The 25,460-nt window shown below is 37.8% G+C and carries 21 protein-coding genes; 12 read left to right on the top strand and 9 right to left on the bottom strand.

Annotated features, from left to right (window positions below; all coding sequences use genetic code 11):
- The first annotated feature begins 8 nt into the window (after positions 1-8).
- The 5 genes from AC06G9_RS16245 to AC06G9_RS16225 are packed head-to-tail and all read left to right on the top strand — an operon-like array spanning position 9 to position 9,075.
- Complete coding sequence (locus tag AC06G9_RS16245; protein WP_045752875.1) at positions 9-1,796, top strand: RagB/SusD family nutrient uptake outer membrane protein; 1,788 nt, start codon at positions 9-11, stop codon at positions 1,794-1,796.
- 50 nt (positions 1,797-1,846) lie between these two features.
- A complete protein-coding gene (locus AC06G9_RS16240) occupies positions 1,847-4,690 on the top strand; it encodes a SusC/RagA family TonB-linked outer membrane protein (protein ID WP_260948647.1) in 2,844 nt (947 codons plus the stop codon).
- An 11-nt stretch (positions 4,691-4,701) separates the two neighbouring features.
- The gene (locus AC06G9_RS16235; protein ID WP_480956745.1) at positions 4,702-6,423 is read left to right on the top strand and encodes a RagB/SusD family nutrient uptake outer membrane protein; all 1,722 of its coding nucleotides are present in this window, start codon (positions 4,702-4,704) and stop codon (positions 6,421-6,423) included.
- A gap of 34 nt (positions 6,424-6,457) precedes the next feature.
- Positions 6,458-7,771, top strand: a complete 1,314-nt coding sequence (locus tag AC06G9_RS16230; protein WP_260948650.1) for a BT_3987 domain-containing protein — start codon at positions 6,458-6,460, stop codon at positions 7,769-7,771.
- A 29-nt stretch (positions 7,772-7,800) separates the two neighbouring features.
- Positions 7,801-9,075 (top strand): glycoside hydrolase family 26 protein, encoded by a 1,275-nt coding sequence (locus AC06G9_RS16225; protein WP_052627494.1) that lies wholly within the window; start codon positions 7,801-7,803, stop codon positions 9,073-9,075.
- A 618-nt stretch (positions 9,076-9,693) separates the two neighbouring features.
- On the opposite strand, the gene AC06G9_RS16220 is transcribed toward AC06G9_RS16225, so the two are convergent.
- Together AC06G9_RS16220 and AC06G9_RS16215 are read right to left on the bottom strand one after the other, a co-directional pair.
- On the bottom strand, positions 9,694-10,410 hold the full coding sequence (locus AC06G9_RS16220; RefSeq protein ID WP_045752879.1) for a LytR/AlgR family response regulator transcription factor: 717 nt from the start codon (positions 10,408-10,410) through the stop codon (positions 9,694-9,696).
- On the bottom strand, positions 10,407-11,480 hold the full coding sequence (locus AC06G9_RS16215; protein WP_045752880.1) for a histidine kinase: 1,074 nt from the start codon (positions 11,478-11,480) through the stop codon (positions 10,407-10,409). The genes AC06G9_RS16220 and AC06G9_RS16215 overlap by 4 nt, the downstream gene beginning before the upstream one ends.
- Before the next feature lie 261 nt (positions 11,481-11,741).
- Here AC06G9_RS16215 and AC06G9_RS16210 point away from each other — a divergent pair, with 261 nt between their 5' ends.
- Together AC06G9_RS16210 and AC06G9_RS16205 are read left to right on the top strand one after the other, a co-directional pair.
- Complete coding sequence (locus AC06G9_RS16210; protein ID WP_045752881.1) at positions 11,742-12,788, top strand: hypothetical protein; 1,047 nt, start codon at positions 11,742-11,744, stop codon at positions 12,786-12,788.
- Between the two features lie 6 nt (positions 12,789-12,794).
- Entirely contained in the window at positions 12,795-13,010 is a 216-nt protein-coding gene (locus AC06G9_RS16205) for a hypothetical protein (RefSeq protein WP_260948657.1), read from the top strand.
- A gap of 23 nt (positions 13,011-13,033) precedes the next feature.
- Here AC06G9_RS16205 and AC06G9_RS16200 read toward each other — a convergent pair whose 3' ends face one another.
- Positions 13,034-13,519, bottom strand: coding sequence for a hypothetical protein (locus tag AC06G9_RS16200; RefSeq protein WP_480956744.1), 486 nt, complete (start codon positions 13,517-13,519; stop codon positions 13,034-13,036).
- Between the two features lie 35 nt (positions 13,520-13,554).
- Positions 13,555-14,742, bottom strand: a complete 1,188-nt coding sequence (locus AC06G9_RS16195; RefSeq protein WP_480956743.1) for an FAD-dependent oxidoreductase — start codon at positions 14,740-14,742, stop codon at positions 13,555-13,557.
- Positions 14,743-15,072: 330 nt separating this feature from the next.
- On the opposite strand from AC06G9_RS16195, the gene AC06G9_RS16190 reads away from it, so the two are divergent.
- Positions 15,073-16,038, top strand: a complete 966-nt coding sequence (locus AC06G9_RS16190; protein ID WP_480956742.1) for a helix-turn-helix domain-containing protein — start codon at positions 15,073-15,075, stop codon at positions 16,036-16,038.
- Positions 16,039-16,261: 223 nt separating this feature from the next.
- Here the strand turns inward: AC06G9_RS16190 and AC06G9_RS16185 are convergent, their stop codons facing one another.
- The 5 genes from AC06G9_RS16185 to AC06G9_RS16165 all read right to left on the bottom strand — a co-directional run bounded on the left by AC06G9_RS16185 (position 16,262) and on the right by AC06G9_RS16165 (position 21,828).
- On the bottom strand, positions 16,262-16,456 hold the full coding sequence (locus AC06G9_RS16185; protein WP_094772339.1) for a cold-shock protein: 195 nt from the start codon (positions 16,454-16,456) through the stop codon (positions 16,262-16,264).
- Positions 16,457-17,004: 548 nt separating this feature from the next.
- On the bottom strand, positions 17,005-17,439 hold the full coding sequence (locus tag AC06G9_RS16180; RefSeq protein WP_094772340.1) for a GNAT family N-acetyltransferase: 435 nt from the start codon (positions 17,437-17,439) through the stop codon (positions 17,005-17,007).
- Positions 17,440-17,808: 369 nt separating this feature from the next.
- On the bottom strand, positions 17,809-18,258 hold the full coding sequence (locus tag AC06G9_RS16175) for a hypothetical protein (RefSeq protein ID WP_480956741.1): 450 nt from the start codon (positions 18,256-18,258) through the stop codon (positions 17,809-17,811).
- Between the two features lie 145 nt (positions 18,259-18,403).
- A complete protein-coding gene (locus AC06G9_RS16170; protein ID WP_480956740.1) occupies positions 18,404-19,930 on the bottom strand; it encodes a lipopolysaccharide biosynthesis protein in 1,527 nt (508 codons plus the stop codon).
- A 347-nt stretch (positions 19,931-20,277) separates the two neighbouring features.
- Positions 20,278-21,828 (bottom strand): hypothetical protein, encoded by a 1,551-nt coding sequence (locus tag AC06G9_RS16165; RefSeq protein WP_094772343.1) that lies wholly within the window; start codon positions 21,826-21,828, stop codon positions 20,278-20,280.
- Positions 21,829-22,221: 393 nt separating this feature from the next.
- On the opposite strand from AC06G9_RS16165, the gene AC06G9_RS16160 reads away from it, so the two are divergent.
- From AC06G9_RS16160 to AC06G9_RS16145, 4 genes are all read left to right on the top strand, one after another.
- Entirely contained in the window at positions 22,222-23,172 is a 951-nt protein-coding gene (locus tag AC06G9_RS16160) for a hypothetical protein (protein ID WP_094772344.1), read from the top strand.
- 70 nt (positions 23,173-23,242) lie between these two features.
- Positions 23,243-24,028 (top strand): hypothetical protein, encoded by a 786-nt coding sequence (locus AC06G9_RS16155; protein ID WP_480956739.1) that lies wholly within the window; start codon positions 23,243-23,245, stop codon positions 24,026-24,028.
- A gap of 259 nt (positions 24,029-24,287) precedes the next feature.
- Positions 24,288-24,803, top strand: a complete 516-nt coding sequence (locus AC06G9_RS16150) for a PD-(D/E)XK nuclease family transposase (RefSeq protein ID WP_480956738.1) — start codon at positions 24,288-24,290, stop codon at positions 24,801-24,803.
- A gap of 35 nt (positions 24,804-24,838) precedes the next feature.
- Positions 24,839-25,267, top strand: coding sequence for a PD-(D/E)XK nuclease family transposase (locus AC06G9_RS16145; RefSeq protein ID WP_480956737.1), 429 nt, complete (start codon positions 24,839-24,841; stop codon positions 25,265-25,267).
- Positions 25,268-25,460 lie beyond the last annotated feature (193 nt).

Here is a 25,460-nt window from a genome sequence, read left to right as displayed (position 1 = left end):
TTACAATTATGATCTATATAATACAACGCTATTGGCGAAAAGCTCTGTTTGCTTCGCTACCCTTTGTGATCTTGGGAAGCAGTATATCCTGTCAAAAAGATTTTTTACAGGTTCCTCCAGGCGGTAACCCTACCGTTGATACAGTTTTTAACCAATCATCAAATGCTTATAATGCCATAGCAGGAGCATATTACGCGTCTTTGCGCCAAGGTTTAAACTGGAGTGGTTATTATTCTCCGAGTACTGATGATCAATTGGCAGGAAGTCAGGCATTCTGGGTCCAGATACCAGGCAGTGTGGCTGCGGTATCCATTCTTGGTGGCGGTTTTACACCCAATTTCAATAGTCAGGACATGGGTTCCAATGGTGGATATGGCAATGATGGCTATACCGATAATTTTCAAGCGATCCGCAAGGCATATCTTGTCAAGGAAAATATAAGTCGTGTACTTGATATGACAGATGCGGATAAAGCAATAGTAAGGGCAGAGATGCAAGCTTTAATTGCCTACCGTTATACCCAAATGTTTATCATGTATGGCGGAGTGCCCATTATATCGCAAAGTTTTCCACTGACGACCATAGACAATTTGGATGCATTGGCCATACCACGTGCTCCGTTACAAAATGTGCTCGATACGATCGTGACTTGGTGTGATCAGTCTGCAGCGACCTTGCCCTCACGTTGGGCAGATAATTCACTGGGGCGTATGACTAAAACGGCAGCTTTGGCCATCAAGGCTAAAGCGCTGATGTATGCGGCACGTCCGTTGTTTAATTCAGCGACACCTTACTTACAGTTAGGTGCAAATAATAATCTGATCAGCTTTGGAGTCTATGATCCACAATTGTGGAATAAGGCATTGGCGGCTAGTGAAGCGGTTATTAAAGAGGCAGAAGGAGCCGGTGGATTGCATATTATTAATACGGGCAATCCGCTTGAAGATTATGGTACAGCGACTTCTACCCCAAGCAACCGTGAGGTCATATTGGCTTTCAAACAGCAGGTACCTTCATCTGGTGGTGCAGGACCGTATAATATTTTTAATGTAGTCAACTATCATTATCAAGCCAATGGTGCTGTTTTATCAAGCAGTATGCTCGAAAATTATTATCAAGCAGATGGTACTGATCAAACTTGGCCAGGTGTTGGTCAGACAGCGCCATTTTCAGAGTACATCAGCAAATTTAAGCAGATGGAACCCCGTATGCGCGCCGATTTTAATGGATGGGAAATGCAGGCTGATAATAATCCAGGTGACCCCATATGGCATATGAATGAGCACTATAAAGATATCAATCATTTTGGAGCAGGACAACCTACTAAATTTTATTATAAAGCTGGCCGTCGAGAGTGGTTCGACTTCCCGATCTTTCGCCTTGCAGCATATTATTTAAGTTCTGCAGAGGCTTACAATGAAATAGGTCAAGTATCTGAAGCCTTGAAACGCTTAAATGTTGTGCACCAAAGAGCAGGACTTCCAGCGATTACTGAAACCAACAAAGAAAAATTACGTAAGATCATCCAGCGTGAATGGGCAATTGAGTTTATCCAAGAAAAATACCGTTTCAATGATTTGAAACACTGGAAAGAGAGCAATATTGATCAAGGTATTATCGGAGGACCTATTCGTTTCCTTGCTTTTAATAATGGTGGAGATGCATTGCCTTCAAAAAATACAAATTATGGAAATACAGTTCGTTATAATGGGTTTTGGCACCCGAGACAATTTTTGAATCCTTTACCGCAAAGTGAGGTGAACAAAGGTTATCTCATTCAGAATCCTGGATATTAATTGGTAAGACTGAACCTATTAGAAGACTTTAAAATATGAATACCTATTCGATGATAAAAAAAGCTACAGCCCTTCTTTTTGCAGTTTGGTCGGGCGGCACATCGCTTGTCATGGCTCAACAACCTGGTGATATGATCACCACGGATTCCAGTGCCGGCTGGAAAGCAAAAAATTACGCTTCAGTAAGCGGTAAAGATTTAGAGAAAACACCTGTTGCCAACTTGACTAATACCCTTTATGGCCGTTTAAATGGATTGATGGTGGCGCAAAGCAATGGACAGCCTGGGTACGACCAAGCATCTATGTTGATGCGTGGCAGAGGGACTTATGATCAGGCTGCTATAGTCTGCTATGTAGACGGATTCCAAGTGGATATATCCTTTTATTTTCAATATCTATCTGCTGGTGAGATTGAAAATATTACCCTGTTAAAAGACCCGGTTACCTTAGCTACATTTGGCATGAAAGGAGCTAATGGGATATTGTGGGTGACTACAAAGCGGGCTAAATCAGGTCAGTTTCGGGTAGATGCACAGATGATATCCGGAATCCAGCAGGCCGCAAAGATTCAAAAGCCCTATGGTGCATATCAATATGCTAGCCTTTACAATCAAGCGATCAGTAATGATCGCTATGCGATCAATGGAAATCGTTATCAATGGACTCCAGCTTATAATGATGCTTCATTGCAAGAATACAAAGACGGACGAGGAACGGATGTTGATTGGTTAAACGAGTCGTTAAAAGAGAATGCTCGTTATACCAATGCATATGTGAATATGCAGGGAGGACTCCATGAGGTGGCCAAATACAATCTTTTTATGGACTATATGGATCAAGCTGGCTTGTTCAATATTCCTAGTTCATCTGAGTCAAGCCGCAATGCAGGTATTAAACGTTACAATCTGCGATCAAATGTGGATTTAAAATTCTTTAAAATTTTTGAAGGTAAAATTGATTTAGGTGGTCGAATTGAAAGTTATAATCAGCCATTTAGTAACAATACTTATGATAATGCTCGCAATTTTTGGAGAGAATTAACAACTTACCCCAATAATATTTACCCTGTACGCGATCCGATTTCAGGACAGTGGTCGGGCAATACTTTATATTCCAATAACCCAGTGGCACAATTAAATGCTGTAGGTATGTACACGGCACATGATCGCACTTTACAAGGTAACTTTAGTTTACGTGAAGATTTGGGTTTTCTGACTGAGGGCTTATACTTGGAGCAAGCCCTATCATTTAACACTTGGTCCCGCGTGATCCAAAATAAAACGGCAACTTATGCACGTTATTATGAAGGTAAACCCGCAACGTCTGATCAAAATACGCCGATCAAGTTTGGAACGAATACGCCTTATGGCCAGTTGACCTGGAAACAATCAAATTTATCTGCTGGATATAATCGCCAATTTGGAGTCCATTCTGTTCATGCGGTGGCTAATTATTATGCTAGTGACATGGTTCCTGATGCCAATGAGGATGCATCTAAAATTGCCTACCATTATCAGCAAATTGCTGGAAGAGCAAGATATGGCTACCAAGATAAGTATCTAGCCGAATTGGGCTGGTCCTATAGTGGATCCGATTCGTATGCTCCTGGGCACAGATGGAAATTCTATCCTGCCGTTTCACTGAGCTGGGTCTTATCGGAAGAAGGATTTCTGAAAAATAATGCGGTTGTCAGTCATGCCAAACTTCGCGCATCAGTAGGCAAGAGCGGCAATGATCAGACCTTGCAAGGGAGATATCTCTACCAACAATACTACCGTTTTTTACCTGGTAGCGTAACCGGCAATACGGATCTTTCATTCAATGGAGGCATTGGTTTGGGGCGTCTAGCAACACCAGATATCACCGCCGAACAAAGCATGAAATATGAGCTTGGACTGGATTTAACGATAGCAAATAAAGTAGATTTACAGGCCAATTGGTTTAGCGATAGACGAAGCGGTATTATCACCAGAAACAATCTTGTTGCAGGTTATTTAGGTTATACAGGAGCTGATATGTTACCTTTTCAAAATATAGGAAAGGTGACTAATGAGGGTTTTGAATTGGGTGTAAGCTATACTGATCGTATCGGTGATGTCCAAGTCAATATGGGTGTGATGGGTACCTACGCGCGCAATAAGATCACTGAACAAGCAGAAATATCAAATAAAAATTCCTTCTCCAATACCACCGGACTTGCCATCGGTACCCCAATGGGGTTGGTCGCAGATGGATTTTATCAATTTGAAGATTTCAATCCAGATGGTAGTCTAATCGCAGGTTTGGCTAAACCTAGTTTTGGACCTGTTCAGCCCGGAGATCTCAAGTACAAAGACTTGGATCAAAATGGTTTTGTAGATCAAAGTGATATCACGAAAATTGGTAGACCTAGTTATCCTAAATTATATTATTCATTCAATCTAGGCCTATCTTACAAAGGTGTGGATCTTTCAGCTTTGTTTCAGGGCGCTTCTGGCTTAGATGTCAATTTATTGGGAGCGGCATATAATCAAGTGGTGCCTTTTGTTGGAAATACCACTATTTATCCAACAGCCGGCAATGCTTGGGCATATTATCCGACAGAAGGTATTGATACACGAAATACAGCGACCTCTCCGAGACTAACGACGCAGAGCAATGCTAATAATTATACCAATTCTACGTTTTGGATGAAAAATGCGGATTTTCTCAAATTGAGATCACTACAGATTGGTTATACTTTGCCTGCTGATGTATCACAAAAATTCCATATGGAAAAATTCAGGGTATTCCTCACTGCTGTCAATCCATTTGTTTGGTCTTCTTTTTATCGCCAGTACAATATGGATCCAGAGACTCCTGCCGGATATCCAGCACTTCAATCTTATAATGCAGGAATTTCGTTTACCTTTTAATTGTTAAATTTATGTATCTACGTGACCATATATCTTTTAAATCCATTTTTGCACTAGCACTTTTGGGCTTATCAAGCTGTGGCAAGTCATTTTTAGACACCCGCCTTGACACCCAGCCCATAGAGCACAATATAGATGATAACTACAATAGTTTGATTCAACTGGCCAATGCACCCTACGCATATTTATCCCAACGCAATGAATTTTCCGCATTAGATGGAAACCTCTTTGCCGCCGTGACCGATGAAGCAGTGCAGACCAATTCGGTAGGTGATGTGTACCTGTTCAACAACGGTAACTGGGGTGCCTTCAATAATCCCGACGACCGGTACAATATGTATTATTCAGGCATTTATTCGGCCAACTATTTTTTGGAGTATCTCACCAAAAAAGGCGGTGATTATAAAGCCCTACTGGCCGTCAATCGCGACACGATCACCCAGGAAGCACGTGTGAAATATCAAAACGATGTAGTCTCCATGGGCTGGTCGATTGCCGAGGTGCACGTATTGCGTGCCTATTATTACTTTGAGCTCATTAAACGTTATGGAGGTGTACCGCTATTGACAAAAACATTCTCTGTTAATGAAAAACCAGCTATTGCAGCTTCGTCTTTTCAGGATATCGTTGACTTTATCGTCACCGAGATCGACAGCCATCACAGTAAATTGCAGCCAAACTGGAAGACTTCTGCCTTTGCTAATCAGGATGGGCGGTTTAACCAGGGGGCGGCGCTCATGCTTAAAGCACGTGTACTGCTCTATGCAGCGAGTCCACTGCATAATCCAGGTAATGATATCGTAAAATGGCAACGTGCGGCCAAGGCAGCAGCCGAGGCAATTAAGTTTGCCGATCGTATGGATGATGCCGGTGGTAAAAATGCATTGGATAATAATTACAGAAATTATTTTCTGGGCAATAATACTTTGAATAGTGCTGAAACCATTATGGCTATACGCTACACCGCAAGCAATGATTTAGAAAGAGCCAACTATCCAGTCGCTACTGCGGGCGGGCGAAGTGGAATTACGCCCACAGAAAATTTAGTCTCGGCGTATGAAAAACTTGGTGATTTTTCGTCCAGCATGCCATATGCAAACAGGGATCCAAGATTGGAGTATACCATCGTATTTAATGGAAGTAACTGGAATAACCGTAACATCGATCAATCTGCTGGTGGAACGGATGATATGACACGTATGAATGCAAGTAAAACGGGTTATTACTTGAAAAAATTTGTCAATGATAATGTCAACTTGATCAATAATGCCATTAATCCGCATAACTGGCCACTATTTCGTTATGGCGAGCTGCTATTGATCTATTCTGAAGCTATGAATGAAGCCTACGGTCCCGATCAGGCAAATGGTTTCGGATTGACAGCAAGGGAGGCGCTGAATAAATTGAGAGCACGTCCTAGTGTCCATATGCCGGCTGTGCACGCAAATGGCAAAGCAGCTCTGAGAACAGCCATCAAGCACGAACGTCAAGTTGAATTGGCATTCGAAAATCACCGCTACTGGGATTTGATCCGGTGGGGCGACGCCGCAACTGTACTGAACCAGACGATCTACGGAGCAACGATCACAAAAAATGGATCTGGATCGGTAATCTATGGAACCAAAGCTGTTCAAAATCGCGTTTTTGTAGCGCCAAAGATGAATTTATATCCATTTCCGCAGGCCGAAATAAATATTTCAGGTGGTTTACTGGTTCAAAATCCAGGTTGGTAGCAAGCACTTCTAAATTTTTTAAAACATGAACGTGATGAATCTAAAAAATAAAATATATGTTACCCTAATGGCTTGGGCACTGTTGATATCCTTCTCTGCTTGTCAAAAGGATGATTCAGCAAAAGAATATGGGAGTTCCGTGATTTATATGCCTCAGAGCGTTAATTTTTCCTTGGGATCGACTGCTATATACCCCGTACCCGGATCATCCAATGGTATAAGTCCTACTGGTATGAACTACGAGGTTGACGAAAAAACGAATAAAACGAAGATCATTTTAGGAGCATCATTGTCTGGAACGACAAAAGGAGCTTATAGTGTCGATATTAAGGTTAATGCAGATACGGTTGAGCAGTTATTGAAGACGGGTGTATTAGGTTCTCATTATAAATCACTGCCTGCAACAGGTTATACCCTACCGAAAAAATTAGACGTGTCGGAAAGTGGATCGGCTACATTTTACTTAGAGGTAGACAATAGCGTGATCACGGATCCTGAAAATTTTGGAAAACATTTAATCTTAGCGGTAGAAATTATCAATCCAAGTCGATATATCCTAGATAAGAAACGATCGATTACTTTAGTAGATGTTAATATAGCTGGATTATTTCCTTCCGCAAATTCAAGTTCGGAGATCAATGTTACTGCTGGTACAACAATCACCATCGCAGGTCAGAATCTGAACAAGGTAACGGCATTGAAACTTACTCATACACAGATTGATCTTTCTATTGTATCCCAGTCCGCTAACAGCATAGAGGTGAAGGTGCCCGATATGGATGGTATTTCGAGGACTACCATTGATTTGGTGACGCCATTTGGTACAACAACAAGCGCATTTGAACTTATCAATTTGGATCTTGCTTTTAAGGTCTTTACAGATAGCTATGGTACCAATATTACTGCAAATACCGATGGTGATGATTATGGATCGTCGCAATCCATATCAACAAATGTGGCCAAAAGAGGAACGGGCTCTTTAGCCATCAATTATGCTGCGAACAATTATTCACCAGGCGGTATTCTTAATACGGCAGGTTTTGAAGATAAGGGATATCATTACATCACTTTTTGGGCCAAAAGCACAACCAAAGGTGCCGGAAATGAAGGCATACAGATGTCACTAATGGGAGATGGAATGCCTGAGGGATACGGTAATGATTTTGCAGGGATTGCACTGATACTGACTAATGAGTGGACCTATTATAAAATTCCGATCGGAAAAAGTGCGAGTAAACCGATGTGGAGTACAGGCTCGACATTCCGAAAATTGGGATGGAGATTGAATAACTGGAACGTTCCTAAAGATGAGGTGATCTACTTTGACGATATTCTATTTGTAAAATAAAAAAATTAAAGTTTAACATATATATTATTATGGCTAAAAAATCCTATTTATTGTTATTAACACTGTGTTTTTATTTGTGTTGTTGTTCGAAAAATAATGCAGAAATAATCTCTGGTGCTGCCGAAGTAAAATCCTTGGATGCCTCATTTACTCAAGTATCCAAAGTTTCTGTGGCTGGTAGCCCTTATGACGGAGAGTTATATCTTTCGTACAGTGGGGGAAATGGTGCTTCCTTTGATACGGGTACTACGGTACCTTCTACAGGTGTTTCGGGTCTTACTGCAACCTTGCAAAAGGGGCGCCTAGAAAAAGGATATGGTTCCCTTCTTTATCAGATAAGCGGAAATCCTTCAAATGCCGGGACAGCTTCATTTGCAGTTTCCTTTGGTGGAAAATCAAGTGTAATCCAACTCGAAGTAAAAGAAAAAACAAACCCCAATCTACTGTATTGGGGATTCTTTGATGATTCTGGAACAACAATGTCATTTTACAATGGCTTTGGTAAAAAACCAAGTATGGCTATGATGTTCAATGGATGGCATGCCACTGGTGAACGTGATTTCCCTACAGCTTTTTGCCAAGAGGCGAGTGCTGCTGGTTATGTGCCTCATGTGACATGGGAACCTATGATGGGACTTGAAGAGTTGATTTCAGGTAAATACGATGCTGATATCAAGCGATATGGCGAAGCATTAGCAAAATTTGGTAAACCTGTGGTATTGCGTTTTGCTCATGAATTTAATGGTGATTGGTATCCATGGAGTATTCATAATGATCAACTTGTCCCAGTATCTACCTATATAAAAGCATTCCGTTATGTACATGACAAAGTACGTGCTGCCGGAGGTACAAATGCTCGTTGGGCGTGGGCTCCAAATAACGCTAATGGCAACAAAAATCCTCAAACTGTAGAGTCGTACTATCCTGGAGATGCCTATGTGGATTTGATCGGTATGGATGGCTACAACTTTGGAACCTCACAAGATTGGTCTTCTTGGCAAACTTTTGCGCAGGTATTTGGTCCGCTTTACAATCGTTTAACTGCTGCTTATCCTAACAAACCTATATTTATTGCTGAAATGGGATGTTCATCTACAGGAGGTGATAAAGCAGTTTGGGTTAAGGATATGTTTACACAATTAGAAACACAATTTCCTAAAATAAAATCCTTTGTTTGGTTTAATATTAACAAGGAAACAGATTGGCGTTTTACACACGAACAGCATGTAATTGATGCCTTTAAATTAGGATTGACTAACCCAAGAGTGGCGAGCGATCCGACATTGGGAGGCGCAATACAATAATTCAAAAATCTATATAAAAAAAGAATAGCTATAAAAGTCGTATTTGAAAAACTTGGAATATGGAAACCTTTTTGGGAGTTAATAGGTGAAATTGACTCCCGAAGAGCAGCATATAAAGATTTTAGAGAAAGAAAATATAGATTCACAACCTCAACTCGAGATATTAAACTATTTCGAACCATCATGTGCAAAGGGAATTGCGAAGTATCAAAAAAGACCGTGGTCATCTTTAATTCATTAATAATTTTTTTTTTTAATGGCATTCATGATTGCTTCGCAGTTCCACGAGCAAATGCAGTACCGACTCCAGCATTCACCTGCAGAACAAGACCTTTAAGTAGTTGGAAATCTACCACTAGGATTGGATTAATTGGATTTCCCTAAATAATAGCTGTAGCTTTAGATATAGCAAATTATAATGAGTTCTACTTTCCATGACATTGACTCCAATATGGTATGATGTCAAATATTGCAACGAATAATAAGGGATTATAATGTTCATTTTGACTTTATTGACTTATCAAATGTTGATGAATTAGTAAGAAAAGCAAATTACAATAAATCGGCTCAATAAACTGGACAATAAAAACAATTTTTTAAGGGCGTGTAACATAGAGATCAATTCCTAAGATTAACCCCAAATCTTTCAAAGAAAGATTCTTTATATACTTCACCCAGTGGAATTTCATCTTCTCCCAGATAGATAGTGTGATGATCGAAAGAGGCGATATGATTCACGTTGACCACATAAGATTTACCCACGCGGTGGAAAATGCTTTCGGGGATTTTTAGATGGATGGTCTTTAGGTTCATTGCAGTGATCAGTTTCTGACATGTGGTATGCAACACGACATAATCCTTTAGGCCTTCAATAAATTTAATATCGGCATACATCACCTTATGGAATTTTCTATCCGCTTTGATTAATATAAATTCGGAAGTGCTAGATGCTATTACGTTTTTTTGTTGATCGTTTGCGAGTAGTTGATGGTATAATTTTGCCTTCTCTATGGCTTTAGCTAATCTGGTCTTTATAATCGGCTTCAACAAATAATCAATCGCATCCAATTCGTAGCTTTTTAAAGCATATTGCGGATAAGAGGTGGTGAAAATCACCAGTGTTTCCTTAGGCAGGTTTTCTGCAAATTCTATCCCTGATATCAGTGGCATTTCGATATCCAAAAATATCAGATCAACTTTATGGTCTTTCAGGTATAATTGTGCTGCAGGCACATTGGAGAAGCTACCCGATAGCTCCAGGTCGGACACCTCCAGTATCAAGGTTTCCATTTCAGCTCTTGCCAAAGGCTCGTCTTCTATGACTATATAATTCATAAGGGTATACTTAGTTTGACGGTATGAGTATAATCATCGTCTATGGTTTGAAGTCGGCAGTCATCGCCGTAGAGGAGTTCCAGCCGCCGGCGTATGTTCGCTAGTCCGATGCCCCCTGGCTTTTTGTTCATTCTATGGCTGTATACAGGATCTTTTGAATTGGCACAGGTGACGCATAGCCTGTTGTCTCGTTTTTCAAAGTGAATGTTGACATAGGACTCTTCCAGCCCGATAGATACACTATGTTTCACCGCATTTTCTACAAAAATGGTAAATAAATTGGGCGGTATTAACAGGCTATTGATTTCCTCTTGAGGGATATCTGTAGTAATGGAGGTCGTAAAATTTTCACGTCTGGTTTTTTCGAGCTCGATCAAATTGGTAAGAAAATTCAATTCTGACTTGAAAAAAGTTTTATCAGCCGTGTTTTCGTACAACTGGTAGCGTAAAAAATCGGATAATTTGAAGATCATACTCTCGGCCTTTTGAGTGTCGGTACGCATCGTGGCTTTGATCCCATTGAGCATATTAAAAAGGAAATGCGGCGATATCTGATTTCGGAGTATATCCATCTCGATGGCGACAGAATTATCTTTTAACTCATTGATTTCCGCATTGTCCAACGTCCATCGCTGAAAAAGCTTAATCATCGTGGTAACGAGGATAATAGGGATTAAGGACATCAGTGCGTCATAAAATACCGTACGATAAGTATCTGTTGACTTTTCGAAAGCTAGGTCGGATGGAATTTGCCGAAGCAGCCAGGAGATTGAAAGCAAAAAAACAAATACCAATAAGAACAACAGAAAGAAATATCCAATATAATGTTCCCTAAAAAATAGTCGAGGTACAAGTATATAAATATTGGCATAGCTCATCATCATCATACTTACGTACACAGTAACAAGATTATAATATTTATGTGGACTTGGAATATCTCTTATCCAATAGGAAAATGCCAGCAATATCAAAACGCCTGTCAATAGACACAGATGTCTTGCCAACCTATATCGGTTTTCCACCATAAAGTGGCTTACTTTTATGACCTTCATTTTAGGCTTACTACTCATATTAAAACATGATGGATTATTGTGTTTGTATAACAAATATACGCTCAAACCTTGCGCTATCCGTCTATTATTATACAAAATAACCTCGTTTTTATACGAAAATTGTGTGCAGAAGTTTTTTGTATAATTTCTGGCAGGCTTGGTATAATTAAAAAAGTTCCTCTCTACCTTATTAGTTTCTTTGTAGAAGATGATCGTCAAAAATGATTTTTGGAGTGATAAGATTGAAACTATCCTCCATTTCAAAATCACCTTGAGTATATGGAAATAATAAAAAAAATGATATTACTGGCTGTGCTGTGTTTTTTGTCCTCAAAAGGTAAATCACAGACAGCGGATACACTATCGCAAAAGCAAAAACTTCAGGACACGACCAACATGAGGCGTAATGCTTTAGCTTATGCCTCTCGACAATTCGCTATGGTTCGGCCTTTCCATGTTGAATTCAGTCAACTTGCTCCTTACAGATATACAGCGAAAAGAGATGGTATCAGCCTTCCCGATAACCAGGTTTCTACCTATCATCAGATAAAAGCCAATGCCAATTTGTATTTTTTAGCAAACAAGAAGTTGATACTCGGAGCAACCTTTTTATATCGGTATATCACTGCTGAAAATAACTTTACAATACCATCTAGCGGTCTTATGAAAACCGTGGAAGATGATTTTACGTACCATTCTACGTCGTTCAACTTCACCTATATTTGCAAAATATTCAATAAACCCTTCGTTTTAAATACCAGTCTCATTGTTGACGGAAGCGCGAAGCATTTTGAAAGACTAAAAGGATTAGCTATGGGTACTATGGTACTTAAAGCGGATAAGCGAACGAAATTAATGGCTGGCATCTTGGTACATGTGGATCCGAGTACGAAACTACCTTTGCTGCCAATGATTACGTATGAACGTACATTGACTAACGGAATAATGATCGATTTGATGATGCCCAAGCAGTTGCTTGTTCGAAAGCAGGTCTTGGGGAGAGGCAGAATTTCGCTGGGAACAGAACTTGACCGAAACGGTTTTTATCTTAACAATATGAATGAGCAGATGCGTTCGCAGAGATATGAATACAGACAGATTGAACTTGATAATGGCGTGATATATGAACACCTGATTGGAGATTATCTCATATTGACCGCCCGAACAGGAGCAAAATGGATAGCTATCAGCCGGTTGTTTGAAAAAGAGAAAACGTTTAGTAAAGAGTGGTTAGAAATCGCTGCGAAGCCCACCGCTTATTTTAATTTAGGAATTTCCTTCAATCCTTTTGCAAAGAAAATGTTAGCCAAATCATATATTAAATAATTTAAAATGCGAAACGTAAAGATTTTCAGTACAGATATAGAAAATGTAACTCAGGTCAATCATATCCGTGTAGCCATCTGCTCGCTATTTCCTCACAGTATCGTGACCGTTGACCTGGAGGATTGCGATCAGGTACTTCGGGTAGAGGGGAATATTCCCAGCAGTGAATATATGATAAGTTTACTCTCCAAGTTAGGGTTTCGTTGCCAAGAGCTAGAATGACGATAAAGAGATTACTCTTCCAGCTATATACCCTTCAAAAGCATTTGCAAATACCTATTCAGTGATAAACTATACATTACAGGCATTACTGCTAAAACAAATGACCGAAACCAATTGAGTACACTCCATTGATGGAAGGTTCTCTGGATCAGTGTTATATCTTGTGTTTCACCAAAAAGGACCTCATTTAGAGGAAAGAAAAATACGAAGGTAAGTAAGTCGTTCAATAGGATTGCGAGTAATGCGGTCACATGATACCAACGTATTTTCTTGTCGGTTTTCCAAAATCGAATAACGCAGTTGATACCGACGATGTGCACCAATGGCGCATGGAATTTGAAAAAATCAGCCGGACTTTTAAAAGCAAAATAGTTTCTGGCAACATCAATAGATTGCGGAAGCTGGTGACCCCAATTGGGCGCATCAACGAAAGAATGATACAGGTTTACAAACAGTAATCCGCTGCTGATCACAATAGCCATATGCAGTACAAAAATTTTAATTTTCATTTTTTTAATTGGATGAAATTGTGATGGAGTTTTGATCAGTGGGTCAGGCGAAACATATCTACCAAAAATTTCAGACCATCTTTAGCGTGCATATTTTCCATAGATTGCAACGTCACCTCAGTGATTTCGGCAGCACGCTGGCACATTGCCCTTTCATATTTTGAAATAGCCGTTTTGATATCGCTGACATCTGGTGCTGTAAGTTGTTCTACGAGTTCCAGTGCATCCAACATAGCCATATTTACCCCTTCACCAGCGTAGGGAGGCATACGATGTGCTGCATCACCCAACATCGTTAGGTTCGACAAACTTTCCCATTGCTGCTCGGGAGGAAAGTGATATTGCGGACGTGGGACAAAATAACTGTCATCACTTTCAAATAATTCATGCCATTCACTTCCCCAATCGGCAAAACGCTCTTTAAACCAATCGTATATTTCCTGCTTGTTTTCAAAGTTGATACCCGAAGTTTTTACCCAGTCTTCTCTTTCCTTAGTTCCGGTGTAAAAGGATAGTGATCCATCGCCTTTTGCACTTAGAATAATGCTTTTTTCCATTCCCAGCGTAAATATTTTTCCCCCTTTAACCAGTTTCCAGAGTTCCGGCGCATGGGTGGCTGCATGGTAAATATTTCCCTCTACAATGGTTAAGCCTGAATAAATTGGATCAATATTGGTGAGGTATTTTCTAAGTTTTGAATTTGCACCATCTGCAGCAATGACCAGGTCAGCGTACACTGCACTGCCATTATCGAAGCAGATATTCCACCCATTATTGAGGGGCTGCATCGATACAAATTTCGAATTCCAGACCATGGTATCTTTTTCAAGAGCAGCAATAAGCAGATCGCGGAATGGTCCCCTGTCAATTTCCGGACGGAAAGAAGCTCCGCTTGTCTCTACTGGTGTTCCACTCGTATGATCGTCAACATGTATCACCGCATTGTGGTCGGTTAAACGCAGTTTATCGGCATGGGGACGATAGTGTTTTTTAAATTCATTTAACAAATCAGCGGCAATCAAGGCCTTCAGTCCCGATTCCTCATGTAAGTCCAAGGTGGCACCTTGCTGACGCACATATTGGTCTTTATCCCTTTCATACACTTTTACCTTATACCCCTTCATCTGTAACAATCTGGCAAGGATCAGTCCACCAGGACCACCTCCAACAACGGCTATTATTTTATTTTTCAATGACATCATTTTTTCATTTTGATAACACAAAATTATGTAGCCTGTACCGAATATAATAATTGAATAAGACTTAAAAATAGTCGTAAACGGCTTTTTAGACAGTCAAATGACCTAAGCTTATTTTCGGCATTCCCGTCTTTTTAGGCAGCAAACGCCCCATGTCAGAGACAGTATAATATCAATCACAAATCAACTACGGTTAACTGGAAAATTAATTGATCCTGATCATCGTGCAGTAGCAAATATCGAGTTGATAGCTGCTGCACCAATGCTGTTGGAGAACTGTTGCACTGCAAAAATATTGTTGTATAATGAGGTAAAATAGCTTATTTTAGTCTAGAAATACTCGTAAGCGGTATCATGAAAATTGACATTAAATCAAAAGATGGATTAGGAATGCTCGCCGCTTTTGCCCAAAAAGTAGGTAGCACCATCGAACATGGAAGGGTAGAAGTGCCCGAAGAGGTTGGAGGAGGCTTTATACAGGGCTATAGTTTTGATGAGCGATTGCGGATGATGATATTGAACTATCAGCTCCATCAAGACTTTGCTATTAGCCGGAGCAATCAGCCGACTCATATGCTCCTATTTAACTTTCAACATATCATCAATTCCCCTCTATCGCAAGCAGGAGCCAAATTCCAACCTTCGGTTCAAATTACGACCCAAGGATTAAATGTGGAACTTTTTGTTCCAAAAAACACCGTTCAAAATTCGATCTCATTGAGTATTGATGCCAGTTACCTACGAGAATTGATAGGACTGCGCATAGATCATCCTTTGGTAAATACCATTTTGGAAAATAAGCAACCCTTATTGTTTGAGGAGTTGGTATGTATTCCGCTGCTGGAGGTTGTCGATGAGATTGTGACCAGTAAGGTGCCGATACTGCTTCAGGATTTTTACTATAAGCTAAAAGCGCAGGAACTCATTTGTCAATTACTGATTTCGCTTGTCAGCCGGGATGACAAGAAAGTGCACGCTTTGAATATTGCCGATATCAAGATGCTGTATCAAGTAAAAGAACGGTTATTAGATAACCTCCAAGAAGCACCTTCAATTGCCGAACTATCAAAATTTAGCGGTATGAGCGAAACTAAATTAAAAAGATTATTTCACCAGGTATTTGGTAAGAGCATCTTTCAGTATTTCCAAAATTTCAGAATGCAGGAAGCTGCCCGCTTGCTGAGAGAAGAACGGCTGTCTGTTTCGGAAGTGGGATATCAGCTTGGTTTTTCCAATTTGGGTCATTTCACCAAAGTTTTTGAAGCGGTAATTGGAGTTAAGCCCAAAAAGTATAGTAAGTTAGGTCATGAAGTTATTTGAAGGATTACTTATGTTGAATACCAGGGTCAGCTCCAAAGGTTATTGATACGATTAATCTAATTGAAGATTGTCCTTACTAGATTCAAAGTCTTTTTTACATCTATTCGTCGATCATGAAATGATTTTGGATATGAGGTTTAAATGCAAAAAAAATGTAGTTAATTAGCATTTAGCTAATTACTACATCAAAAATACTGAGAATTAGAACAATTCTCGAATTCTTTTATCTTGCTACGCGCACATTGAATGCGTTAACACCTTTTTGACCGTTTTCTACTTCGTAAGTAACACTTTCGTTTTCGCGAATGTCATCCATTAAACCTGTTGAATGTACAAATACGTCCTGACCACCGTTTGCTGGTGTAATAAAACCGAAACCTTTGGTAACGTTGAAGAATTTTACTGTTCCTTGTTGCATTATATTATTGTTTTTATTGAAAATTATTTAAATCTGAACTTTTGTAAAGTCATCCAATATGACTTACAGAAGTTAATCGATCTGCTAGAAAGAAAAAGGAGGTGTATAATTTGAAGGTTGATTGGAGTCAAGCTCTAAGAGTACTGCGCACTTTTTATGAATAACAAAAATTAGCAATCGATAGGTGAAGAAAATTCAGATAGGAAATACCTACTATTTTTAATTTGCCGCAATCATGCTTGATTCTATTACAAAGGTAAGTTAAAATTATTTATATTCAAAAAATTTTTTCAAAAAGAATTAATTTTTATTTTTTGTAAAATATTAAAACTGTTACACAATCATAAGGTTAAATTTCAATATCGTGCTTTTATCCATGTTTAACAACAAAATTCAAGTAAACGAAAGGGGTTGGTAAATATTTAGTAGCTACTTTATAAAACCATGATTTGATGATCCATAAAAAAGTTTGTATGTGCGGCGATGATCTCAACCTAATAAATAATAAAATTATATTATTTCCGATAGCAATTGAGGTCAATAATACCTCAAATCAATTTTTTCGTTAAGTAAATACGTCTATAGTTTTTAGGATAGTCTTTTATTTCACCGATGATTTTATAGCCATTTTTTAGATAAAATCCTTCGGCTTGGAAGTCGAATGTGTCCAAGACTGCAATGGTGGCGCCATTTTCTACTGCGACTGTTTCTATATGTTTTAATAATGTGGAACCTAATCCTTTTGTTCTATATTCTTCTTTTACCCAAAGGATATTTATTTCAAGACCCAAGTAACAATCTATTCCGCCCAATACTCCGGCAATTTCTAATCCATGCTCATTTTTAACAATAAATTCAAGCGGTTTCCAATTTTCGGATAGAGCAGGGACTTTTAAAAAATTGTACTCATTAATTCCATCTACAATTCTTTGGGCATTTTTCTGAGTACATACTTCTATTTTAAAATCCTGATCACCAGTCATAGTTTAGTTTTTTTTGTAAGTATAAAGAAAAACTAGGATAAAGCACGTGTTACATCGGAATAGACTCTCTCTTTTTAAAATATCCAGCGATCGTTGTGCAAAAATATGGATATCCATCACATAGATCAGGGCAGATAATAATGTCTATTTCGGGGGAAATGTAACCGTATTGCTCGCGTTATCATTGGAGATAATTCTATTATTGGAGCAGGTAGTGTTCTCATTTTGACTCTATGGGTGTATCAAATGTTGATGAATTAGTAAGAGAAGCAAAAGAAGATTATAACAAATCGACACAAGAAACTGGAAAATAAAATAAATTTCTAATGACTTTATTCTTCTAAAAAGAACGTTTTTGCGTAAAGAATATTATTCTTCAGATACATAGTACTTTAAATCAGCCGAAAATACTTTGAAAATTAATCTTACACACATGCACCAAAAGATAATGTTAAGCCATACCGGTATATTGCTTTCACTCAGTTGCAAAGTCAAAATACCACCATATCCTGTAATCACAATAACAAGCATATTATAAATAACAAATAGGATACTCCTGATCCAAAAATTAATGATCTTTTTTGTCATTAAAAGATATCTTTCGATAAAATGAAAAGGCAGTAGGCTTATTATTAAAAATAAAGATCCTGCTACTAAAAAATTAGGTCTAATCACATTCCAATATTCGATTGAAGACGCATACCTGGTTGAATAATAAGTATAGTCCCCCATATAGATGAGATACCAATAATCAGAAGTTATTAATATAGGAAAGACCAAGTAGGCTGCTATTAAGTAAACAAGTATATAATTTTTCATAACTAAAATTAACAATCATTTGATCAATTATTAAGAGGAAGTGTGACCATTAACTACTTTTTTTATTTTGTCCCAATTAACTTTTTATTTCAGTTTTTACATCTGATAGATGATAATACGTTTTTGTAAAACTTTTAATATTATATCAGGAAACAAATTTTCTAATCAAAGGCATTTCTTTCAATTCCTTACGTTCAATTTTTATAATTAACAGGATGTAAGAGAGGAATAAGATTGTAGCTATCGGCAACCTGGTAAGCATTTGTAAGCTTTTATTTAAGGAAAGAGATAGATGATCGAAGTACATTTTTAGAAAGAAACATACAAGCATCATGCACAGATACAGGACTATTCGCTTTACTTGATAAGGTATGAAATAAATTTTCTGGCCTATTAAATAAGTTAAAACCATCATAGAAGCATAACAAAGTAGAGTAGTCCAGGCAGCCGCATAAATGCCCCAATGAGGTATAAAGATATAATTACCGATCAACGTTATAATTGTACCAAACAATGTAATATATAATCCCATTTGCATGCGGTCAGTTAGTTTGTACCAAACAGATAAGTTATAATAAATGCCTAAACAAATATTAGCACATAAAAGGATCGGTACTATATCTAAACCTGAACGGTAAGGTGCACCGATCAGATATTGCCAAATGTCAAGATACAGTGCTGAAAAAAGAAATGCCAAAGAAAGAATAATTACAAACCACTTCATTACTCTTGCATATACAATAGGAGCATTAGCTTCTCTTGATTGATTGAAGAAAAATGGTTCAGCAGCCATTTTAAAAGCTTGTATAAATAAGGTAATAAATATAGCTAGTTTATAATTTGCAGCATATATACCTACTACTTTTTGCGCATCGATATTTGCAGGTAGAAGTTTGGCCAACATCTGACGATCCATAACTTCATTTATCATACCAGCTAACCCAATGAAAATCATTGGTGAACTGTATTTAAAAAGCTCTATCCATAACTTTAGATCTATTTTAAATTTAAAATTCTTCCACTCTGAAGATAGCATAAGAAAAACAATAAAATTCTGTAAAATATTCGCAAGTAGTAGAAGACCTATACGATTTTGGCTATTTAACCATTGGATGATCGAATTGTTAAAATTATTTGCAGTATTCTGAGGCAACCATACTAAAAAAAGTAATGTGAAGATAATATTAACAATAATACCCGATAACTTTATCAATGCATATTTCTTTGGACGGTTTTCTTGTCTAAGTTTAGCAAAAGGTATTGAACACAAGGCATCTAATCCAATCAGACAAAGTCCCCATAATATGTATTCTGGATGTCCCTCCAGATTCATAAAGTTATTAATGGAAACTTTGAAAAATGATAAAATAATTATAAATAAAGCTGTGCTGATTATTATAGAACCAAATGCAGTCTGAAATAGTAATTGGCGGCTAATATTCTGTTTATTCGAAAAACGAAAATATCCTGTTTCAAATCCATAAGTAAATATGATATTAATGACTGCTATCCATGAATACAGTAAACTATAACCACCATAATCGCGTATACCAGAGGTATCAGCCATTAAGTAAGTAAGAATGGGTGTCAATAAATAGTTGAGGAATTTCGCTCCAATACTACTCACTCCATACCATATCGTTTGTCCCGCTAATTCTTTAATCGCCGCCAATAAAATATATTTAATTACAATAATAATAAAACTTTCATATAAATAGTGACTAGTATTTTTAATACACTCTTTGCATTTAAATTGAAATATGTGTTTTTCTAATTATGGTAATATTTTATAAACTACAATACAAACTTAAACTAAATGACCAAAGAGAGCTGTTAAATTATTGATTATCCTTGCTACCCTCAAAATGCCACACATACCGGTTTGGAGCTTGCGACAGTGCGTGATATGTCACCGTGAGAACTGATGATAACGTGCAAAAATTGATGCAGAGTAGAATGTTCATTTAACTAAGCCATCTTACATTTATCCAAGCGCATGTCATAAGAGCCGGTCCTCCTTTATCTGAAGTAAAAGTCAAGTTCATCTACTGGGTTTGTTTTAAAATACTGTTTGCGCTCATGGGTCTCCTTTACATAGCTGAAAATCAGTTTTGCTCTATCGAGCTCTCCTTGTTTAGGTGAGGTGAAAAGTTTTACTGCTCTAGCTTTCCAAATTTGTAAATAAGCACAAGCCAATTGTCTAATCATCTCGTTTTCGTCAATCGTTCCAATCATCAAATCTGGGATTGCTGTCCAACTGCCAACCTTGTTAAAGAGTTTTAGCATTGATTTTTTGAGGTCAATATTACCTGATTCGTAAATATGTGCTGCCTTTAGCAAGGCATCTTTTCTCGGAATTTGCGATACAAATTCAATGATTACGTTTCTAATTCCCAGATAAGGACTGTCCATGTTTACAAAAGCAAATTCATAGGCACTTTCAGCATCAAGTTTGCAAAGAGCTAAAAATGCTGTCTTTTTCACTCTTATTTTTTTGTCATTCAGATATAACTTAACTGCTTCCGAATACTGTTTGCCTTCGACTTCCGCAAGTCCGCTTAAAGAACCAATTACTTGAAAATTGTTCAGTAAATTGTCATTGTAAAACTTCGCAAAGTCTATGTTATATTGTTTCACTGTAAATCTTGCAAAATGTCTTATCGTAGCTGAATTATCCGCTAAAAACTTTTTGATCGTTGTTCCAAAATCATTTTGGTTTTTCAAGCAATAAAGCGTTTTGAGTCTAACGATTGTTGATTTATCATTCAACAATTGTTTGATTTCCTCTTGTCCCAGCTTATCAAAGTGTTGTACTGTTAAGTTCCTAATCAAAAAATGCTTATCAGTTAAAAACAGTTTTAATTCCTGTGAATTATTCGTAAACGAACTTGAAATATGCCTTGCTAATAGTATTCTAAGTTTGTCTGGATATTTTTCAAAGTTTTCAATGACATACGATCTGTTTGTAGAAACGATAAATTCAACAATATCTTGATAAACTCCGCTTAGGTCTGTCCGTTCAACTTTTTGAAGCCATTCAAAAATGGGCAAATTTTCAATTAAGCTGGTCAAGTAATCGGTTGTTTTATAATTATATAGTCCATTTTGAGCACTTTTTCTAACCTGTAATACCCAATCCGCTAAACGATAGGTTAAAAATTGAATCGCTCTTGGATGGTCAACCTGTGAAAGATTTTTTACCGCTTTTTCTCTTATATATCCACTTCCGTTTAATGAACTGATTGCTAATAACTCTATATATTGTTCCTTTGGAAAATTGGCTTTATAAAAGTCAATATCACTTTTTGAGATACTAATATGTTTGAGTGAGCCGTAATATCCTTTTTTGGTATCAATCTTTTTAAAAAGCTGAATTATCGTGTTGCAAGCGGTTTCTCGTATTTCTTTATTGTCGTCTTTCAGAAATTCTGTCAAATTGTAAATAAGACTTGGATAGCCGTCATCGGCAATTTTAGTCAATGCGTCAATTTTCTCTTCGGTATTGTCCTTTGAGAAAAACCAAGTCTTTTTAGATCGTCTTAAAATTTCTAAATATTGCCAAATTTCCATTCTTGCTGTGTCTTATTTTATGTTTGCTTGTAACAATTAAGCAGTGAAACTAATATACATAAAGTTTCACTACTCGATATCTAAATGTGATATGTGCCGGTATCATTTCTTTCAGAGTATTGTTGCCAGAACAATTGCTTTGTAACACCAGTTCTAACACCTTGTTCAGACTTATAAATTCAAATAATATATATTCATTATCAATGGATTATATTATTTTAAACGTTAAAATTATGTCAAGATCAGTAAGGGAAACTAAAATATTCGAAATTACAAGTGTAAATTATTGAAAATCGTTTTTATTGCGTAAATTCTTATATTAGAGTATCATAACCCTGGGTTTTCCTATATATACTTTTAGCAGATCCGATAGGCAAACTTGAATACGATTATATGGTAAGAGTAGTTGTTTTATTTGTCATTTTATTGATTTCATGCGGAGGACCTTCCGTTAAAGCACCACAGCCAGCAGTTATGGGCGATTCACTCCGCCATTCTGTTGTAAGGGAAAATGAGCCGATATCCTGTGACAGTATGGTAGCTAAACTGGTAAAGTCAAGCAATGCTATTGCATTGGCGCATTTTGGAAAACAACTCGTGCAATCACGAATTGCTGCTATGACCTCCGATAAAGCAACCATTAAATTGTATGTGATCAATGATATATCTGAAACACCTGCTGAAGAAAGACTTGTTGAGCATGCAGTAGGTTGGTTGGAATTTTACCGTCAAACAGGAAAGCTTTTGGATATTACCAATGACCCAGAAAAGCCTGAGGTCTTACATTACGATAAAACTATTCTTGAAGCTTATGATCTATTCAAAATCTGCAGCACAGAACTAGCTGCCGCTAAGCCTGGAACGCATGCTGAGATGCGAGATGTTATGCTGGCCGATGAGATCAGGTTTAATGGTAAGTTGAAACGGTTCTTTACTATGGATGAGTTTGCTAAAGTCTTTGGCAAACCGGACAGTATCAAGCTCCTGAAGGATGAAGCGCCATGTATGACCATATTCGACACCGAAGCCCCGGATGATCAATACCTATACAAAAGCGGTTCCCGATTTGAAACCAGCAAGGATAAAGTAGCTGTAGATGAGTTTTGGTTTTTGAACGGAAATTTTATCACCTATAAGGGTATCAGGATTGATGCAGGCACTACTATGGATGATATGCAACGTCTGTTTCCGACAGCCGTAAAAGGTAGGTTGGGCATGGACAAAGAAGGAAAACTGTGGGTCATACAGTTAAAAGAGGATGTAAATGGCAGCTCCGATGGGCATATCAAAATATTTTTTAAGAATGGAAGGGTTTATTTTATGCACTGGTGGTTTCCTTGCTAGAACGTAAGGATGGCACATGAAATAACCGATGGATAGTTAAAAGGAACCAGCTATTAAAATTTCTATGCACATGAAAATTAAGTTTTTGAAAAAAATATCCGTAATTGTTTTTCTGTCCATAGTGGTGCTATCCTGTGATCAGAAAGGAACAACAAACCGTGGTGTCCCATCCAAAGCAAGGCAAGTATCTGTCGCAAATGAAGCGTCGGCAGCTCTTAAGTCCAGACCACAAACTATTGAATTGGCAATAGAAAAAATAAGTAGCTCAGAATTCCTTTCTGCAAAACAACGTGCTAAAGTAAATATCCCTTTGGAGAAGATTACAGATTTAAAGATCGTTCAGGAAAAATTGGCAGGAATCGTAGAATTTGAAGAGCACGGAAATTACCTGGGTATAAAAAAGATTAATTTCAGGAATGGTCATTTTGTCCAAAATGAGGTTGACCTCAGTGAATGTGCTTTTGTTTCATACTTTCCTTCCGAGGACGTTTTGCTGTTGGAATGCGGCCACACCATGGATGTAAGCTTTGATTTGTCCACAGGACAGACTACCTATGAGATAGGAAATCTCAACTTGGTGACCATATCACCATCTGGAAAATACAGATTGAACAAGGTATTCGAAGGGCAGGAATGCTACAGCCATTTTATCCAGGTAAGGGAGAATGGAAAATTTAAAAAGATCGCCGAGCTCAATGATTTCTTTGAAAAGAAAACCGGCAAATGGCTTTGCGTAATAGAGCAGGAATTTTGGTCAGACGATTCTACTCTTTATTTTGGGCTGTTGACCGAATATAAAGAAGAAGGAAACGAATATGAATTTTATAGAGTAAACATGATCAATGGTCGTAATTAACTGGAAAATATCCAAATCGATCAATTCTTATAAGTAATTTACTGTTTAATCATATGTTTAGTTAAGGCCATGTCGCTAGATGTGGCTTTTTTTGTGTCCGGCAAGCAAGACTAGGTTAACAAGTTGATGCTTTTTTTTGACTGCTAGCCGGTTATTAAACGTTTACAAACGACTACAAACGTTTAATAACCGGCTAATAATTTTAGTTTTTCTGATGTTTGCTTAGCAATAGTTAATTATTTCAGCAAATGCTAAAATTATGAAAAATCACGTTCAACCCGTTTTTATTGATCCGACTACCGATGAGGGCTTCAAACGGTTATTCGGAGACAAGATCAACCTAATTAATTTTCTCAATATTATCTTTCGTGGTCGAAAGACCATAACAGATCTTACTTATCGGGATACCGAGCGTATTGGTGCAACCGAAGAGATCGGCAAAGTTATCTTTGATTTGGTAGTCCAGATCAGTACAGGAGAAGAGATCATCATCGAGATGCAGACCAGCAGTCAGACTAATCTAAAGCAACGCATGCTCTATTACGCTAGCAAGGTTATTTCAGACACAGTACCCAAAGGAAACCGCAAAGCCTGGGGTTATGCCATTCCCGAGGTTTACACCATTGTCCTGATGGATGGTTTTCATATGCCAGGAGGTGATCGGAGTACATATTTTCATGATACTTGCCTGTGTAATAGAGATTCAGGGGAAATATTTTGCTGGAAAATTTTGATACTTTTTGGTCAGCAAGAGACTTTCCTTACAGTTGCTTGAGTATGCAACAGTAACTCAATTAGTTTTACGAGGGTTTGGGGTTTATCTATTTAGAAATTATTAACTTTGTTAAAAGCGAAGCTGAGGTTGAAGACGAACTGGATAAAGTATTTTATATGCTTAAGAATATGTCTACGTTAAAGACCTTCCCACGGATCATGAAATCGGCTGTATTTCAACGCTTCTTTCAGTTGGCCAGCTACGCAAAATTGACAAAGGAGGAACGAACTATGTATGATATTAGTTTAAAACGTAAATGGGATGCCGAAGCAGTGCGCATGTACCAAGAAGGACTTGAAAATCAATTGCAAGAAGCTAAAAAAGCTGTTGTAATTGCTAAAGCCGAAGGCGAGCGCAAAAAAGCCATTGAGACAGCATTAGAGTTCAAGAAAATGGGTTTACCTATTGCAGATATTGCAAAAGGTACTGGTCTTAGTATTGACGAAATCGAAAAGCTGAAATAAACGATCTTAGATCATATAAATAAAAACAAACAAAGCCATTCTCCCAAGAATGGCTTTGTTTGTTTACCCTCCTTACGACTTGCCGTATTTTTTAATCAAACCGATCAACACAAAAATCCCGTTTCAGCAACAGCTTTTATTGTATCCAATGCTCTGAGTTAGAACGTCAAATATCAACAGGTTATTTTGAACG

This window comes from Sphingobacterium sp. MAE (genome assembly GCF_056711605.1).
Note: the sequence above shows the minus strand (reverse complement) of the source record. Positions and strands in the feature narration are given on the sequence as shown.